This window comes from Mycolicibacterium fallax (assembly GCF_010726955.1).
In the GTDB taxonomy this organism is placed as follows: Bacteria; Actinomycetota; Actinomycetes; order Mycobacteriales; family Mycobacteriaceae; genus Mycobacterium; species Mycobacterium fallax.
This window is the reverse complement of the sequence record NZ_AP022603.1, coordinates 1697800-1713686: the sequence shown is the minus strand read 5'-3', so window position 1 is coordinate 1713686 and position 15887 is coordinate 1697800. Positions and strand designations below refer to the sequence as shown.

Sequence of the window (15887 nt, the reverse complement as noted above, 5' to 3'; positions counted from 1 at the left end):
CACCGCGATGACGTGACGTCCGCGCGGGGTGAGACCGAACATTGCGGCGCTTCCGCGCTCCTTCGTTGGGCCTCTCACGAGGATTCCCGGCGTTCCACGCCGATCGCCTCGCGGAGCTGACGGCGAACGGTCTCTGACCGCGCCGACGGCTCCTGATCAAGAGTCGCCTCGATCAGGGCGTTGAGCTTCTGTTGAGTCGCCGCGTCCGCCCGGGTCGACTGGTTCTGAACCAGGGCCACCAGGAGAAACGTGACGATCGTGGTGGCGGTGTTGATCACCAGTTGCCAGGTGTCGACATCGCGGAGGACGAGGATCGACGGGGCCCAGATCAGCACCAGCAGCACGCAGAAGCTGAAGAACCACGCCTGCGATACCCACCGGCCGGTGAGATCGGCGAAGCGATCGAAGATCGACAGGTGCGAGTCGACGGAGCCGGGGAGGAGTGCCGGACGGTGGCTGCTCGCGTGTTCGCGGTCGGCCGAAGCGGACCGCGGGGCCCCATAGGGTTCCGCGGTCGCTGATTCCTCCCGCGGAGTGCGCGTCACCGGCCCGAGTGGCTGTGCTCGCCACCGCGTGCCTTGGCCTCCTTGGGCTGCGCCTCGGCGCCCTTGCGGCCGGCCTCGTGCGGGTCCGCGCCCTCCGTCGAACCGAACTGGCCGGGACTCGCCTCGCCGCCCTTGCGGGCCTGCTCCTCCGTGTCGGAGCGGTTGCCGAACTGTCCGGGGTTGTTGGGGTCTGCCATGGTGCATACCTTCCTCGTAGTGGTTCTGTTGGAAGGGGATTCGTGTTCATCCCCGGTGATGGGTTACCCGGCGCACGGATTTCAACACCGGGCGGAGGGATTGGTCACGTCGTCGACGCCCGGTCCGTGAGCGAGTGGTTCCATCGAAGGACACGGCGGCGATGAGGTCACCGGTGTCATCGTCCGCACCGATCGTGACGGCTTGGCCCTGCGCGAGCTCGCCGGCGCGTGCACTCGCAGGATCGTGCCCGCGTGCGACCACCTTGGTCACGATGTCGCGGTCCGTGATCATTCCCTTCAGGCGGCCGTCCTCGCCGCAGATCGGCAGTGCGCCGACGTGCAGTTCGCTCATGCGCCGTGCCGGGTCGGCCGCCGTATCCGTGCTGCCGATGCATTCGAGCTTCCGTTCCGCTCCGAGCCCTGGTGACCCGCGGTATGGGCCTACCCCGCCGCTCGGCGCGGCAAACACCGGAGAGGCTCCTTCGCGTCGGGGTCAGTGGGCCCGGCGGTGGGCGATGAGGAGGAGGTGGTCGAAGCGCTCCCGGGCACTGCGGGAGAGCAGCGGCTCCTGCGCGGCGAAATCGTCGACGAGCTGCGCGGCGAGCAGCCGTAGTTTGACGTTCGTCTTCTGGGAGCGCCAGCGCGGGATGTCGAAGGCTCGGTCGGCGGAGACGCCGTAGACGAACATCAGTACGCGCTTGGCCCGGTCGATGTCCTCCCGGGCCGCGATCACGTCCGGCACAGTCTCCGCGAGGTACTGGCGGATCTCCGACTCGACGGTCTCGGTGATGTCGATGTAGTAGCCCTCGGTACCGATGACGGTGCCGTCGTCCGAGAGCATGTGATCAGCGATCACGATGATGTGGTGCACCGTCGGGCGTTCTCGGCCTCGAGTTCTTTGAGCCGTTTGGCGTCGTTAGCTTTCATGCCGCCGTACTGGGCCACCCAGCGATGTCAGGTCGACTCGGTGATCTCCAGATGCCGGCACACCTCGGACAGCTCCTGGCCGGTCCCGAGGAGTTTATTGGCGTGTCGCCTCTCCGGCGAGTCCCATCGAACGTCCTCGTAGGTGATGGGACGAAGTGAAGTCACCTCGGCATTTCAACTTCACCTAAGCATCGAAGTGAAGTTAAAAGCGGAGGTGAACTTCAGCGTGAGGCACCCACCGCCCCGGCTATTTGGCGTGATCGGCATACCCGCGGACTCCGTAAACTCAGCCGGTGCACAGCTGCGTGAACGACAGGCAACTGCCGCGTCGCATTGTTGTCGGGGCACTGGTCGTGGCGGTTTGCGCATTGCTGCTGCACAACGAGCTGGTCCCGTTCCAGGCGACGTTCTTCGGGCTCACCGACAACGGCTACGACCGGGAGACCTACCGGGCCGCCGTGGACCAACTGTGGGCCGGGAAACCGCTGTACGAGACGCCGGCGCTGGGCAAAGCCTGGTTCGTGTATCCGCCGTTCGCCGCGCTGGCACTCGCGCCGCTGGCCGCGCTGGCGACCGATCCGGCGAAGTGGACGCTGCTGGCCTTGTCGATCGGGGTGCTGGCACTGATCGCCTGGCGGATCCTGCGGTTGGCCGGGCTGCGGGGCGATCTGCGCCTGGCGCTGGCCAGCGCGGCGCTGGCGGTGACCGTCGTCGATATCGAGCCGGTGCAGGCCACCCTGTGGTGGGGTCAGATCAACGTGTTGCTGATGGCGCTGGTGCTGCTCGATCTGCTGCGGCCCAGCGGGTCACGATGGCGAGGCATTGGGCTGGGTCTGGCCGCGGGCATCAAACTCACCCCGCTGATTTTCCTGCCGTACCTGCTGCTGACCCGGCAGTGGCGCGCGTCGGCGGCCGCCGCACTGACCTTCGTCGCGACGGTGGTGCTGACCTGGCCGTTCCTGCCGCGAGACAGCGGCTGGTTCTGGAGCCACCTCGGCGACACCGCGCACATCGGCCGCATCGACCACCTGGCGAACCAGTCGATCAACGGCTTTCTCGCCCGGTTCTTCCTGCCCGCCGCCCGCCCGGAATGGCTGTGGATCGCCGTCAGCCTGGCGGTGCTGGGAGCCGGACTGGCCGCCGCGGCCTGGGCTCATCGGCGTGCCGAGCCGGCGCTGGCGGTGGTGCTGGTCGGATTGACCGGCTGCGCGGTGTCTCCGTTCAGTTGGGCAGCGCACTGGGTCTGGTTCGCGCCCGCGGTCTTCTGGCTGGTGGCCAAGGCCGTGACCGCAGGCCCGTCCGGGGCCCTCTGGTGGGGCGTGCGCACCGCCGGGCTGTTCGCGTTGACGTTCATCTGGACGCTGCACCGTCCCGGGCCCGGGCACACCGTCATCTACTTCAGCGGGGTGTACTGGAACTACCTGGACCTACGGCGATTCTGGGTCGGCTACCTGATGAGCGGCTGGTACCCGCTGGTGTTCCTGGGCTTTCTGGCGGGTGCGCTCGGCTGGCTGGCGCGGGGGGCTCCCGCGCGCGGCGACGACATCGCCGTCGCCGCGGCCGACATCAAGGATCAGCTACCCGAGCGCGACGCCGTCGCACCGGCCCTGGTCTGACGAACACCGGCGGCTCGATCGTCGACCACTGGTGCGTGGGTCGCGCCGGGGAGCGTGCGCAGAGACTGGGCAACCGTCTGCAGGGGCTCGATGCTGCGGGTGATCCGGCACAGCGTGACCGCGCCGTCCAGGACGGCCAGTGCCGTGGTGGCACGTTCCTGCGCGCCGTCGGGGGCCTCGCCCTCGGAGGCGAACACGGCGGCCACGGCGTCGCGCCAGCCGAGGTGGATCTGCGCCGCGCGGCTCGCCAATTCTTCCTGTCCCACTGCGGGATTCACCGCAGAGGCGCTGATCGGACAGCCGGCCCGGAAGTCGCTGTCGACCAGCACGGTGGTCCAGAACGAGAGCATCCGCTCGAGCACCCCCGCGGAGCCGCCGCGGTCGGCGGCGCGCTGGATCATGGCGGTGTACGACTGGTCGGCGTAGTCGAGCGTCTGGCGCAGCAGTTCGGTGCGTCCGCCGGGGAAATGGTGGTACACCGAGCCGCGCGGGCAACCGCTGCGGGCGAGCACCTCACCGATCGACAATCCCGCCGCGCCGCGTTCCCGCAGCACCGCAATCGCCGCGTCCAGCATGCGGCGACGCGTTTCGCCGTGCGGTGGCATCCGCCTAGTCCGGAATGGGCGAATTGGGCTCTGCGGCAACGATTTCGCTGATGCCGCGCAGGTTCGCCAGGATCCCTGCCCGCCACTCGGCGAGCCGATTGTCGATGATCCGGCCCTCCTTCTCCGGCATCTGTTCAATGGCGAGGCTCAGCCCGGAGGGGGCGGGGCCGATGCGCCCCCACTGACGCAACAGGGTTCCGTTGCGGTCGGGTTCGACCTCGAACCCCCAGGTTGCGGCGGGATGGCCATCGGTGCCCAGAACGGCCCAGACCCAGCGGCGGCCGTCCTCGACCTCGACGACCACCGACTCGGTGGTCCACTGCCCGATGGCGGGATGGGCGTTGTGGCCACGGAACCGGTTCCCGACGGCGACTCGGTCGCCGTCGAGCCACTCGATCGCCGTCAGTTCGGGGGAGAAGCGGACCGACAGCATCACGTCGATCACCAATTCCCAGACTCGCTCCGGTGCGGCGGCGATCACCGCGGTTTCCTGCACGGTCGGCGCATCGCGATACCGCATCCGAAACCTCCTCCGTAAAACTATGGTTAGAAACATAGTTTAGCCTCGGTGTCGTCGAAGGGAAGAGTTATGCGCGTCGGCGTCGTGATCCAGCCGCACGAACCGCGGGCCGTCGAGTTCGCCCAGGCCGCCGAGGAGATCGGCGTCGACTCGCTGTGGGCACCGGAGATCTGGGGCTACGACGCGCTGACCGGCCTGTCCTACCTCGCGGCGCGAACCAGCACGATTGGACTGGGGACGTTCGTCGTGCAGCTGGGATCCCGCACCCCCGCGATGCTGGCCGGGTCGGCCCTGAGCCTCCAGCAGCTCTCCGGCGGCCGGTTCACCCTCGGCATCGGGGTGTCCGGTCCGCGGGTGATGGAGGGCTGGCACGGGGTGCGCTTTGAGCACCCGGTCCGGCGCACCCGCGAGACCATCGACATCGTGCGGATGATCGCCCGCGGCGAGCGCCTGCGGTACGACGGCGAGGAATACCGGCTGCCGTTGCCGGACAGCCGCGGCGCCGCGCTGGTGCCCGCCCTGCTGCCCGCGGAGCTGCCGGTCTACGTCGCCGCGATGGGCCCGGCGAACCTGCGGCTGACCGGTGAGCTCGCCGACGGGTGGCTGGGCAACGCGTTCATCCCCGAGCTCGCCGAGGTGTTCCTCGGCCCACTGGCCGAGGGCGCCGCGCGAGCCGGCCGCGACCCGTCCGCGCTGGACCTGGTGGCCCCGGTGGCACTGGAGGTCACCGACGACCAGACCCGCGTCGAAGCGCTGATCGGTGAGCATGCGGCCGGCTACGCGTTCACCATCGGCGCGATGGGCGCCGGTGCGGAGAACTTCTACAACCGGGCCTTCGGCCGGCTGGGCTTCGCCGAGCAGATCGCCGAGGTCGCCGAACTGTGGCAGCGCGGCGACCGGGCCGCCGCCCGCGCCGCGGTGCCGCGGGAACTGGGCGAGCTCACCAACATCATCGGCGACCGCGACCGCATCGCCCGGCGGGTGCGCGCGTACCGGGGCGCCGGCATCGGCACGCTGCTGGCCAAGGTGTCCGGCACGGTCGAGGAACGCATCGCCGCCCTCGGCGTGCTGGTTGCCGTCGCGCGCGGCGGCGGCTGAACCGGCGGTCGCACCGCGGGATCGCCCGGTGCTTTAGCCGCGGGACCGGCGAAAGCTCTCCAGGATGGTCGGCGCCCCGTCGGGCCGGTGGATGACGGCCACCCGATCACCGGCCCGGACCTCACCGGTCTGCAGCACCTTCAGGTACGGGCCGAGCCGGCCCGCGGCGGCGAACCGCTTGACCCAGCCGGGCTCGTCCTGGCCGCCCACCCAGCGGGCGAAGGTCTGGCACGGCGTCCGGGGCGAGGTCACCTCGACCTCGACGGTGTCCCCGATGCGCCAGCGCTCGCCGATCACCGCCGCGTTCACGTCGATCCCGGTGACCCGCAGGTTCTCACCGAACCAGCCCGGCGGCAGGTTGCGGCCGAGTTCGGCGGACCAGAAATCGGCGTCCTCCTGGGCGTACACGTAGATCGCCTTGTCCGGGCCGCCGTGGTGTTTGCGATCGGCCTGCACATCGGCGTACAGGCCGAGCGGCCCGGCCTTGACCGGCCCGTCCACCGGCCGTTTGTCGATGGCGGTCACCCCGACCTTGCCGGGGTCGGCGTGCAGTCCAGCGACCACGCACACCGCGAGCACCTCGGCGCGGGTCGTCTCGGGTACCTGCCGACTCTCCACGGACTGTCCTTTCCGATCGGCGATGGAAATCCCGTGCCAACCGTATTCCTCCTCGGTCCGGTGCGGGCACCGTCGGGGACTTCAGACCCTGGACCGGGCGGGTCAATGCTGGGAAACTGGGCTGAGTGCGCCGGCAACGGTGCCGCGCGCCGGATGGTCAGCCCTAGGGAAGTGATCGGTGTGTTCATCAGACGCGCAACGCTCATCGGTGCGGCCGCGGTCGCGCTGGCCGCCGCCTTCGGACTCGGCGGCGGTGTCGTCCCGGACACCGCCGGGCCCGCGCTCGCCCCGGTGGCGGCGCCGTCCACCGAGGTGAATCCGGCCCCGCCGGTCGGGACGCGCTGCCGGGCCCCCGACGGCACGTGGAACCCGGACTGCGCCAATCACCACCCGGCCGGCCCGCAAACCGGGCACCCGGGGGGCCACCGAATGGGCCCGGGGATGGGTCCCGGGATGGGTCCCGGGATGGGGATGGCGCACGGGCAGCACGGGTCGATGTACGGATGACCGGCGAGCCCGGCGCCGCCGCTGCGGCGTGCGTCGTGTCAGCACCGTGGTCCCCGGACCGCCTCGGCGACCAGGCCGGTAAGCGCATCGTGGTGACCGGGGCGACCAACGGCGTCGGATTGGGCACGGCCCGCGCGCTCGCGCGGGCCGGCGCGCAGGTGATCCTGGCGGTGCGCAACACCGAACTGGGGCGCCGGCGCGCCGCCGAGATGGGCGGCGCCACCTCGGTGATCGAGTTGGACCTTGCCGACCTGTCCTCGGTGCGCACATTCCCCGAGCGGCTGGACGGCGACATCGACATCCTGATCAACAACGCCGGAGCGCTCACCGACCGGCGCCGGGAGACCGTCGACGGCTTCGAGATGACGCTGGGCACCAACCTGCTCGGGCCGTTCGCGTTGACCAACCTGCTGCTGCCGCGGATCGGCGCGCAGATCATCAATGTCGGCTCCGATGCGCACCGGACGGCGAAGTTGCACCTCGATGACCCGCACCTGCGTCGGGACAACTGGACCACCATGGGTTCCTACGCCCAGTCCAAGCTGGCCGTGATGCTGTGGGGGCTGGAGCTCGACCGCCGGCTGCGGGCCGCCGGCTCCGCGGTGGTCACTCAGCTGACGCATCCCGGCTGGGTGGCGTCGAATCTGTCGAAGGTCTCCGACGCGGGGCCGCTGGCCTTGGCGCACAAGGTCGTTCAGGTGGCGGCCAACCGGTTCGCCAATGACATCGACGCGGGTGCCGGTCCGAGCCTGTACTGCATCAGCGAACCGATCCCGCCGGGCAGCTATGTCGGAGTCAGCGGCCGGTTCGGGCTGCGTGGCGGGCCGGTCCTGATCGGCCGATCGGTGCTGGCGTGTGACTACGAGGTCGCGGCCCGGGTGGTGGCGTTCGCCGAAGCGGAGACCGACACCACGCTGGCGGTTTGACCGGTCGGCACGGGGCTTTGGCCGGCGTCTGGGATCGGTGTTTCGGTAGCCTGAGGCGATGACCCCGGCCTCCCTGACTCTCGGGTACGTACCCGGTGCGACGCCGGCGAAGTGGGCGCGGATCTGGGCGCATCGCCACCCCGACGTCGCGCTGCGACTGCACGCGGTGCCCGCGGCCGCCGCGGCCGAGGCGGTGCGCTCCGGGGCGGTGGACCTGGCGCTGCTGCGACCGCCGAGCGACACCGCCGGGCTGGCGGTCATTGCGCTGTATGCGGAGACGACGGTCGCGGTGGTGCCCACCGACCATTTGCTTGCCGCCGCCGACGAACTCACCGCCGCCGACCTCGTCGAAGAGTCGACGCTGCGGCCCCTCGACGACGTGGTGGACTGGCCGGATCCCCCGGGCAATCCGGTTGAGCACCGCCCCGAAACCACATCGGATGCAATCGAACTCGTCGCCGCGGGGCTCGGCGTGCTGATCGTGCCGCAGTCGCTGGCCCGGCTGCATCACCGCAAGGACCTCACCTACCGGCCGATCACCGACGCGCCGAGTTGTCCGGTGGCGCTGGCCTTCCCGGTGGAGTCGCCGAACTCCTGGGTCGAGGAGTTCGCCGGTGTCGTGCGCGGACGCCGGCCCGGCTCCTCGCGGGGGCAGGCCGAGCCGGCGCCGAAGCGGACCGCGCGGGAGAAGACCCTGGCCAAGCAGGCCGCGCGGGCGGCCGCCGGAAAAGTCGCCAGCAAGCCGCGCCGGGGTCGTTAGGCGTCGGCGGCCCCCGGCCCGCGGCAGGCCCTGACGGCGACGGCCTGTTGGCCGGGCAGTTCCACGCCGCCTGAGGCCGATCCGGGGATCAGCTCGAGCACACCGTCGGCGCGGCGCGCAGACTGAAGCGGTCCTTCTCCGCATCGTTGAGTTCGTGTCGGTGCGTGGCGCAACCCTCGCGGATCCAGTCCGTCGGGTTCAGCGACCACCGGATGAGCCGGCCGTCGAAGAGCGAGGCGGTCGCCGCGATGTCGGTGCCCAGTCCCAGGGTTGGGGTCAGCGGCAGGCCAGCGGTGGTGCCGGGATCCACGCTCGACAGGCTCTGATCGGAAAGCGAACGCAATCCGACCAGATCCCAGAGTTTGAATCCGCCGTTGGCTGACACCGTGACGAGAATGTTGTTGTCACGGAAGGCGATTGCGGTGGCGCGCTCGGCCTGGCGCAACTCGTCGAGAGTCGCCTCACCGGTGTCCAGCCGGAAGAACCGGACCGGCCCGCTCCACAGGCCCACCGCGACGGTCTTGCTGTCCGGTGAAACCGTCAGCGAACGGGTCATATCGTCCTTCAACGGCACCGTCAGCGACGGACCGCCGTCGAGGGGTTCGATACTGAACTCGTTGACCCCACCGACGACCAGATGCCGACCGTCCGGCGAAAACGCCAATCCGTAGCCGAACGTGGGGTGATCGGTCTGGCCGGCCGCCACCAGAGTACTGCCGTCGAATCGCCAGAACCGTACCGGTGCATCCGCTTTCGTTCCCGCATCGGTGTTTATCGAACCGGTCGCCACCGTCTGACCGTCGGGAGACACCGCCAGCTGCGAAACCACATCGCCGGGGGCGACGTCGGTGAGGGTCGCTTTCCCGGAATGCCCGTCCCACACCGCGACGGTGCCGTCGCTGGTACCCGCCAGCAGCAGACTGCCGTCCGGGGTGAAGGCAAGTTGCTCCACCGCGGAGGCGATCCGCACCACTGGATCGTTCGGATCGGGATGGCGGGGGTCGGTCATCACCAGTTCGCTGAGCGGCGGCTGCTTGGACAGATCACTGCGCACGACGGCCAGGCGGTCACCGGAGGCCGGCATGGCGACGTCGACGACGTTGTCCCACCCGTCGACCTTGTGCGCGATGGCGGGGAGCCGATCGGTGCCGTAGTCCAGCAGCGCGGCACCGCCCTGGCCGCCGACGATCCCGCGTAGGGGATTGGCCGGATCCCAGGCGACCGCGGTGGCCACGTCGGCGATCCGCAGCGGCGTCAGCACCGGCTTTCCGGTCAGGTGATCGTAGAACCGTAGGTACCCGTCGTCGTCGACCGCTGCCACCGAACCGTTCCCGGGTTTGTCGCCGGTGTAGGCCAGGCCCCGCACGGCCCCGCCCCGCCGCGCTTCGGGTTGAGCGCCGGTCGACGCTCCGGTGGCGCCGTCGAGAACCCCGATCATGCCGTCGGTGTCCCCGGTCACGACGGTGCCGTCGTCGAGCACCGTCAGCGCCGAGACCCAGGCACCGGGACCGGCGGTGTCCTGGATCTCCCAGACCGGTCGGTCGGGTGCGGCGGGATCGAACAGCCGCAGCCCGCCGTCCTGGCCGGCCGCCAGCAGCCCGCCGCCGGGGGTCCAGGCAAGCGCACTGACCCCGAGGAAATCCGCTGCGGCGGCGCCCGGGATCCCGGTGAACTGTCGGTTGGGGGTCAGGTCGCCGGCTCCCCAGACCGAGATCGTTCCGTCCACCGCGCCCGCCGCGATCCGGCCGGTGGACGGCTCGGCGGCCAGACTGCCGGCCGCCGCGGGCGACACCCGAAGCGCCGACCGGTTCAGGTTTGCGTCGACGGTGACCATGCTGATGCCGTCGGTGACCACCACCGCATCGTTGCCGAGTCGGACCATCGCCACCGTCGCGTGCTTGAAGAAGTCGGGTGTCCGGGCGAGTTCTCGGCCGTCGGAGATGCGGTGCACGGCCAGGGTGCCCTCGGTGGTGCCGAGCCACATCCGATCGGCCGCCTGGGAGATCGCCACCGCCGACACCGTGCCGTCGGCCGGGATGCGTGCACTGATCTCGGTGGGCGCACCGGCGACGGACCTGAACAACGCGGCTTCGGTGAGCGGATTGGCGTTGAGGCGGTAGCCCTGGGCCGCGAGCAGGAAGGCGAGGTCGGAACCGGCGGGTTCGTTCTGGCTGTAGTTGGACAACCGCTGGGACTCGGCCAGCACGCGCCGTTGTTCGGCCCGGTGGGCGTTGAGGACCGCGACGCCGCCGGCGATCAGGGCGATGACGGTCAGCATGACCAGGGTGGCGGCCGCGGACCAGGCGATCCGTACGGTCCGGCGATGCTGGCGGACGTCCTCACCCTCGATCTCGTCCTTGGTCCGGCCGTGCAGCGGTGCGGCGATCTCGGCCGCCGCGTTGCGGAAGCGACTGTCCCGCAGATCCAGGTGTTCTTCGCGGTGTGCCCAACGCAGGTCCAGGTGACGGGGCTCGTCGGTGAACACCCCGCGCAGCGCCGGTGGAACGGCATCGGAGTCGGCACTGAGGTCACCGGACTCGTTGTCCCACACCCAGTTTCCGTCGGTGACCACCGGCAGGATCCGGTCGACCGAACGGTTGGCCTTCCAGTGTTCGATCTCGCGATTGACCCACTCGGAGCCGGCGGCCCCGGGTGAGGTGAGCAGGATGAACCATTCCGCGTCGTCGAGTGCCCGGACGATGGCCGTCCACAGGTCCGGATCAACCGACAGGCCGGTCTCGTCGCGGAAGATCTCCAACGACCTTCGCCGGTACCACGGTTTGGCCAGCCGCTGCAGCCCCCTTTGCAGCGCGGGCGCCAGTTGCCCGTCCGCGGCGTGGGAGTAGGAGATGAATCCGTCGTAGCGCATCTTTGCTCGCAGTCGTTCGGATCTCAGTCGGGCCGCGCGCCCGGGGGTGGTTCGATCGGTGCGTAGCGGCGGGAGAATTCCGCCGCGCTCACCGGCCAGCACTCGCCGGCGTCGCCGCGGATCACCCAGTCGCCCGCGGCGGCGGTGACCGGACCCTCCAGCGTGTCGATCATCTCCCCGGGTGCGGCGGGTCTGGCCGAAACGGAACCGGTGCGCCGCCAACGATCTCCGGCTAGGTGCCGGTGGGTGGACCGGAAGATGTCGTCGCGCACCGACCAGGACGCGCCGCCCGGCTCCGCCCGCAGCCGCCAGTCCCCGGCCTCGGCCGACAGCACCTCGCCGGATTCGGTCGTCCACCTCCAGGGCTCGAACACCTGCTCGGCGATCACCTCGCCGGCCCGCTCGAATCGCCGCCAGGCCGGATCGCGATCAGGCGTCGGCATGCTGCACCGACCGGGAGCGGTAACCCAGCTCGACGAGCTTGGTCAGGGTCGCGGCCAGGCTGGCCAGCGCGGCGTTCAGGGCCCTGGGATCGGCCTCGATGCGGTCCCAGTCGACCAGCTTGTCGTGGAGCTTCGCCGAATTGTCGCGGACCGGACCGTGCCGCCAGCCGTGCGCGCGGTAGTAGCCGCACCAGTCCTCGTGTTCGGCGCGGGCCATCGCCAGCGCGGCGTTGCGGTCGAATCCCAACTGGGCCAGCTGTTCCAGCGGCGGCCGGCCCAGCCGGGACACATCGGGCCAGTCCCCGGCCGGGGTGCCCCAGGTGTTCCAGGTGTGCCCGCCGTACTGCTCGACGATCCGCAGTGCGTTGCGGACCTGGCGCCGGTTGGACTCCCGATAGAACGGGTCCAGCTCGTCCCACGGCCGCCCGGCCGGCCCGGTGCTGCCGGACTCGGCGACATAGCGTTCATGGATCAGCCGGGCCGCGCGTTCCCAACCGTCCTGGGCGAGCCCGTCGGGCAGATCCATGCTCAGCCGATAGGTCTGCAGTCGCCCCACCACCGCGATCCGATCCTCGGCCCCGCGCGCCGCGGGATCCCAGGCGTAGATCGCGGTGTCCGGGAACCGGGCGGCCAGCCGGGTTCCGCTGCCGGTCAACGGATCTGCGTCGACGAAGATCACCGCGGTGCCGGCCGGGTCGGTGCCCAGGGCCTCGGCCAGCAGCGCCGGTGTCGGGGTGTCGGCGATCGCGGTGATCGGCGGGCGGTCGGCAGGCAGGCCGAGCTGGCCGCGGGCGAACACGTGGTCGGTGCGGTACTCCTCGGCATCGAAGCCGATCAGGGTGAGATCCGGCAGGGATCGCTCCCCGGGCGCCGCGTAGTAGTCGCGCTCCAGTTGGCGTTGGGACATCTCGGCACACAGCGCCAGGGTCAGCTGGGAGGTTCCGACCATCAGGATGCGGCCCACGCGTTCGTCGGACAGCACCCGGTCCAGCAGCCGGGTCGCGGTGACCTCATAGCGGCCCACCGCGTCGGCGGCCCAACTGGTGTCGGTGCCGCCGAACTGGCGGGCCCGCCAGGACACCGCCTGCCACGGGTCGTCGATCCGAACGATCAGCGGGATCCGCTGTCCGGCACCGGCATTCCGTACCGCCGGTGTGATCGTCGCAAGCCTACTCAGATTGGCCGACGGATCGGAGGACAACAGGTACAGCCGCTGCAGACCACGCCAGGCGCGCAGGCCCGTCACCGACTCCGGCCGACTGAAGTCCACCGTCACGATCCGGGCGCCGGCGTTGCGGGCCTCGGCCACACAGGGGCGGTCGGGACTGTCGGTCAGTACCGCCAGGGTCGCGCCTCGACCCTGGGACCGAGCGACCGCGATCACCATGGGCACCGCGTCGTCGTCGATGTCGACGATCACCGTGGCAGCCGAGGCGAAATACACCCGCAGCCGATCCAGTCGGCCCTGGAACAGGGCGGTCGCCACGCCCAGCACGGACAGGAACACCGCGGCCAGTGCACACAACTGCGCCACCGCCAGGGCCACCGGCACCTGGGCGGGGCACGGCCCGGCACCCAGGGCCTGTTCCGGCGAACCGCCCTTGACCAGCGCGGCGGTCCACACCAGCGGGGTGAAGAACGGTGGGTGGGTCTCGTCGTGACAGGACGCGTAGGAAATCAACCCCAACACCGCGCTGATCGACGCCAGGCCGGCGACCACGGCGATCGGCGCCGCCGAACGCCGGCCGCGGCCGGCGTGGTTGAGCGCGAACGCCAGAGCCGCGAGGACCGCGACCGCGATGCCGATGCTCAGCGCCGAATGCGGCCGGCCGAACCAGCCGATCCAACCAGGCAACCCGGTGCGCAACTGTGGCCACACGGCCAGCACCGCCAGGTAGCCCAGCACCACCGCAGCCAGCGTCCCGAGCGCCCCCCGGGCCAGCGTCCATCGGTCGATGCTGCCCATCGCCGTAGCTTAAAGCGTGTCGAACACCGCCAGGGTTGTTCGACTCGCTTTAGGTGTGGTCCGGGCCCTGGGCCTTCTTGTACAGCGACTTGAGCAGCCGGTCCCGGAACGTGTGGTTGTCCAGCAGCCGCAGCCCGGCCGCGGCGACCTTCGGATAGCCGACCAGCTTGTGGAACATCCGGCCGCGGCGGTATTCACTGCCCCAGGCCGCCTGCATCCGCTGCTCGTAGTTGGTGAAGTCGTCGGGGCCGCCGTTGGTCAGTGCCGCGATCGCGCACTCCCCGGCGGCCATCCCGGACTCCAGCGCCTTGGAGATCCCCGCCCCCGAGACCGGCTTGCCGGCCCCGAGCGCGTCGCCGGCGAACAGCACCCCGGGCCGCCACGGCGGCCAGGCGGTGAAGCCCATCGGCAGTCGCCAGGCCCGGACCTCCTTGGACTTCTTGAGCTCCTCGATCGAGGGCAACTCCCAGTCCGCGGGCAGCGATTCGAGGAATTCGCCCAGGTAGCTGGTGGCGTTGATCTGCTGCCAGTTGCGGTAGCTGTTGATGTAGCCCAGGCCGATGTTCACCCGGCCGCCGCCCATCGGGAAGATCCAGCCGTAGCCGGGCAACTGGTCGCCGCGGAACAGCAGCTGCAGGTAGATCTCCAGCATGTCCGAGTCCGGACGGTTGGCCGCCATCTCGGCGCGGATCGCGATCGCCGAGTACCCGTTGTACTCCGAATCCAGGTTCAGTGCCCGCTTGATGGGGGAGTAGGAGCCGTCGGCGGCGATCACCGCATCGGCCGAGATCGTCTCCCCGCCCTTGAGCTTCACCCCGGTGACCCGGCCGGTGGCGTCCTGCAGCGGGGCCACCACCTCGGCGGACTCCCGGACCTCGGCCCCGGCGGCGCCGGCGTGCCGCAGCAGCAGGGTGTCGAGCACCGGGCGGCGCACCACCAGCCCGTAGTCCGGCATGCCGGGGCGGCGGGGGAAACTCAGTTCCCAGTCGCTCGGGCTGTGTACCAGCACACCGTTGACGCGGTGGAACTTCTCCAACTCGCGGCTCAGGCCCATCTTCTGCAGATAGCTCACCGCGCGGGCGGTCAGGCCGTCGCCGCAGGGTTTGTCGCGGGGAAACTCGGCCTTGTCCAGGATGAGCACGTTCGCGCCGGTTTGGGCCGCCTGCCAGGCGGCGGCGGATCCCGCCGGCCCGGCGCCGGCGACGATGAGGTCGTATCGCTTGCTCACAGAATGTTTTCTCCCCGATTGGCTGTCGTGGACCGACGGCATCAAATGCTAGCCGAGTGTGCCGAGGTGCCGTTTGCGCTGCGCCGGTACGGGCTGGTGGGAACCATGGGCGGCCGACCGGTCCCGGGCGTTCTCCCCCCGCCGCCGAGGCGATCTTGCGGACCGGACCCGCACTGGCGTGCCGAGTACAGTGCTGGGGTGCGTATTGGGTCGCGGCCGAAGCCGAACACCGCCGAGGGTTCCGACGCCGCACCCGTGCGGGTCGACGCCCGCACCGAACGCTGGCGTGAGCATCGCTTGAAGGTGCGTGCCGAGATCGTCGACGCCGCGTTCCGTGCCATCGACCGGCGCGGGCCGGACGTCAGCGTGCGGGAGATCGCCGAGGAGGCCGGTACCGCCAAGCCGAAGATCTACCGGCACTTCACCGACAAGTCCGACCTGTTCCAGGCCATCAGCGAGCGGTTGCGCGACATGCTGTGGGCCGAGATCTATCCGGTCATCGACATCGCCACCGACCCGGCCGCCGAGGTCATTCGCGGGGCACTGGAGCATTACGTCGCGCTGGTCGACCAGCACCCCAACGTGGTGCGGTTCGTGCTGCAGGGCAGGTTCCCGGACCAGGCCGAGGCGACGATGCGGGCGGTCAACGAGGGGCGCGGCATCACGCTGGCACTGGCCGAGCTGTTCAGCAACGAGCTGGCCGACTTCGAGTTGGATCAAGACGCGCTGGAACTCGCCGCGTTCGCGACGTTCGGGGCGGCGGCGTCGGCCACCGACTGGTGGCTGGGTCCGACCGGGGACGACTCGCGCAGGATGCCGCGGGAGCAGTTCGTCGAGCATCTGGGCACCATCATGCTGGGCACGGTCACCGCCACCACGGCCGTGCTGGGTATTCGGATCGACCCGGATCTGCCCATCCACCAGGCCGTGCCACGGCCCGTCAAGGCCGACTGATCTCAACACGCCCGACACAAAGTGTTGTGTTCGCCCGTGTTGTCGGACACTAGTTGTAGTGTTGCGGGCACGGCGTCGGCAGCACAGTCCGAGCCCGTCAGCCACGTC

Annotated in this window: 17 protein-coding genes and 1 pseudogene; 6 read left to right on the top strand and 12 right to left on the bottom strand. The window is 70.2% G+C overall.

Annotated features, from left to right (window positions below; all coding sequences use genetic code 11):
- Positions 1 to 74: 74 nt before the first annotated feature.
- The 5 genes and pseudogenes from G6N10_RS08075 to G6N10_RS08055 form a co-directional block, all read right to left on the bottom strand.
- Positions 75 to 416: a low affinity iron permease family protein gene (locus G6N10_RS08075; RefSeq protein WP_109750538.1), complete on the bottom strand. Its 342-nt coding sequence runs from the start codon at positions 414 to 416 to the stop codon at positions 75 to 77.
- A gap of 125 nt (positions 417 to 541) precedes the next feature.
- Positions 542 to 742 (bottom strand): hypothetical protein, encoded by a 201-nt coding sequence (locus G6N10_RS08070; protein WP_085096943.1) that lies wholly within the window; start codon positions 740 to 742, stop codon positions 542 to 544.
- A 46-nt stretch (positions 743 to 788) separates the two neighbouring features.
- On the bottom strand, positions 789 to 1211 hold the full coding sequence (locus G6N10_RS20715; protein WP_085096947.1) for a CBS domain-containing protein: 423 nt from the start codon (positions 1209 to 1211) through the stop codon (positions 789 to 791).
- Positions 1212 to 1235: 24 nt separating this feature from the next.
- Positions 1236 to 1598 (bottom strand): ANTAR domain-containing protein, encoded by a 363-nt coding sequence (locus G6N10_RS08060; protein WP_133055147.1) that lies wholly within the window; start codon positions 1596 to 1598, stop codon positions 1236 to 1238.
- Positions 1599 to 1615: 17 nt separating this feature from the next.
- Positions 1616 to 1816, bottom strand: a pseudogene (locus G6N10_RS08055) (transposase); the annotation flags it as partial.
- A gap of 146 nt (positions 1817 to 1962) precedes the next feature.
- Between G6N10_RS08055 and G6N10_RS08050 the strand changes: the two are divergent.
- Positions 1963 to 3285: a glycosyltransferase 87 family protein gene (locus G6N10_RS08050; RefSeq protein ID WP_085096952.1), complete on the top strand. Its 1323-nt coding sequence runs from the start codon at positions 1963 to 1965 to the stop codon at positions 3283 to 3285.
- Here G6N10_RS08050 and G6N10_RS08045 read toward each other — a convergent pair.
- Positions 3243 to 3860: a TetR/AcrR family transcriptional regulator gene (locus tag G6N10_RS08045; RefSeq protein WP_197745636.1), complete on the bottom strand. Its 618-nt coding sequence runs from the start codon at positions 3858 to 3860 to the stop codon at positions 3243 to 3245. The two genes, G6N10_RS08050 and G6N10_RS08045, sit on opposite strands and share 43 nt — an antisense overlap.
- A gap of 34 nt (positions 3861 to 3894) precedes the next feature.
- Entirely contained in the window at positions 3895 to 4386 is a 492-nt protein-coding gene (locus G6N10_RS08040; RefSeq protein ID WP_308206147.1) for an SRPBCC family protein, read from the bottom strand.
- 93 nt (positions 4387 to 4479) lie between these two features.
- Here G6N10_RS08040 and G6N10_RS08035 point away from each other — a divergent pair, with 93 nt between their 5' ends.
- Entirely contained in the window at positions 4480 to 5508 is a 1029-nt protein-coding gene (locus tag G6N10_RS08035; protein WP_085096963.1) for an LLM class flavin-dependent oxidoreductase, read from the top strand.
- Between the two features lie 33 nt (positions 5509 to 5541).
- Here the strand turns inward: G6N10_RS08035 and G6N10_RS08030 are convergent, their stop codons facing one another.
- Positions 5542 to 6126: an MOSC domain-containing protein gene (locus G6N10_RS08030; protein ID WP_085096966.1), complete on the bottom strand. Its 585-nt coding sequence runs from the start codon at positions 6124 to 6126 to the stop codon at positions 5542 to 5544.
- A 180-nt stretch (positions 6127 to 6306) separates the two neighbouring features.
- Between G6N10_RS08030 and G6N10_RS08025 the strand changes: the two genes are divergently transcribed.
- From G6N10_RS08025 to G6N10_RS08015, 3 genes are read left to right on the top strand one after another with little or no spacing between them, the layout of a single operon-like run.
- Positions 6307 to 6633: a hypothetical protein gene (locus G6N10_RS08025; protein ID WP_133055148.1), complete on the top strand. Its 327-nt coding sequence runs from the start codon at positions 6307 to 6309 to the stop codon at positions 6631 to 6633.
- 35 nt (positions 6634 to 6668) lie between these two features.
- Positions 6669 to 7559, top strand: coding sequence for an SDR family NAD(P)-dependent oxidoreductase (locus tag G6N10_RS08020; RefSeq protein ID WP_085097191.1), 891 nt, complete (start codon positions 6669 to 6671; stop codon positions 7557 to 7559).
- Positions 7560 to 7617: 58 nt separating this feature from the next.
- Positions 7618 to 8319 (top strand): LysR family substrate-binding domain-containing protein, encoded by a 702-nt coding sequence (locus G6N10_RS08015; RefSeq protein ID WP_085096972.1) that lies wholly within the window; start codon positions 7618 to 7620, stop codon positions 8317 to 8319.
- A gap of 88 nt (positions 8320 to 8407) precedes the next feature.
- Here G6N10_RS08015 and G6N10_RS08010 read toward each other — a convergent pair whose 3' ends face one another.
- From G6N10_RS08010 to G6N10_RS08000, 4 genes are read right to left on the bottom strand one after another with little or no spacing between them, the layout of a single operon-like run.
- Complete coding sequence (locus tag G6N10_RS08010; RefSeq protein ID WP_085096976.1) at positions 8408 to 11188, bottom strand: TIR domain-containing protein; 2781 nt, start codon at positions 11186 to 11188, stop codon at positions 8408 to 8410.
- Positions 11189 to 11211: 23 nt separating this feature from the next.
- Positions 11212 to 11631, bottom strand: a complete 420-nt coding sequence (locus G6N10_RS20355; RefSeq protein ID WP_234810582.1) for a PGDYG domain-containing protein — start codon at positions 11629 to 11631, stop codon at positions 11212 to 11214.
- Positions 11618 to 13597, bottom strand: a complete 1980-nt coding sequence (locus tag G6N10_RS08005; protein ID WP_234810583.1) for a hypothetical protein — start codon at positions 13595 to 13597, stop codon at positions 11618 to 11620. Before G6N10_RS08005 ends, G6N10_RS20355 begins: the two co-directional genes overlap by 14 nt.
- A gap of 49 nt (positions 13598 to 13646) precedes the next feature.
- Positions 13647 to 14825: an NAD(P)/FAD-dependent oxidoreductase gene (locus G6N10_RS08000; RefSeq protein WP_085096980.1), complete on the bottom strand. Its 1179-nt coding sequence runs from the start codon at positions 14823 to 14825 to the stop codon at positions 13647 to 13649.
- 198 nt (positions 14826 to 15023) lie between these two features.
- Here G6N10_RS08000 and G6N10_RS07995 point away from each other — a divergent pair, with 198 nt between their 5' ends.
- A complete protein-coding gene (locus G6N10_RS07995) occupies positions 15024 to 15779 on the top strand; it encodes a TetR/AcrR family transcriptional regulator (RefSeq protein ID WP_407663975.1) in 756 nt (251 codons plus the stop codon).
- The last annotated feature ends 108 nt before the right edge of the window (positions 15780 to 15887 follow it).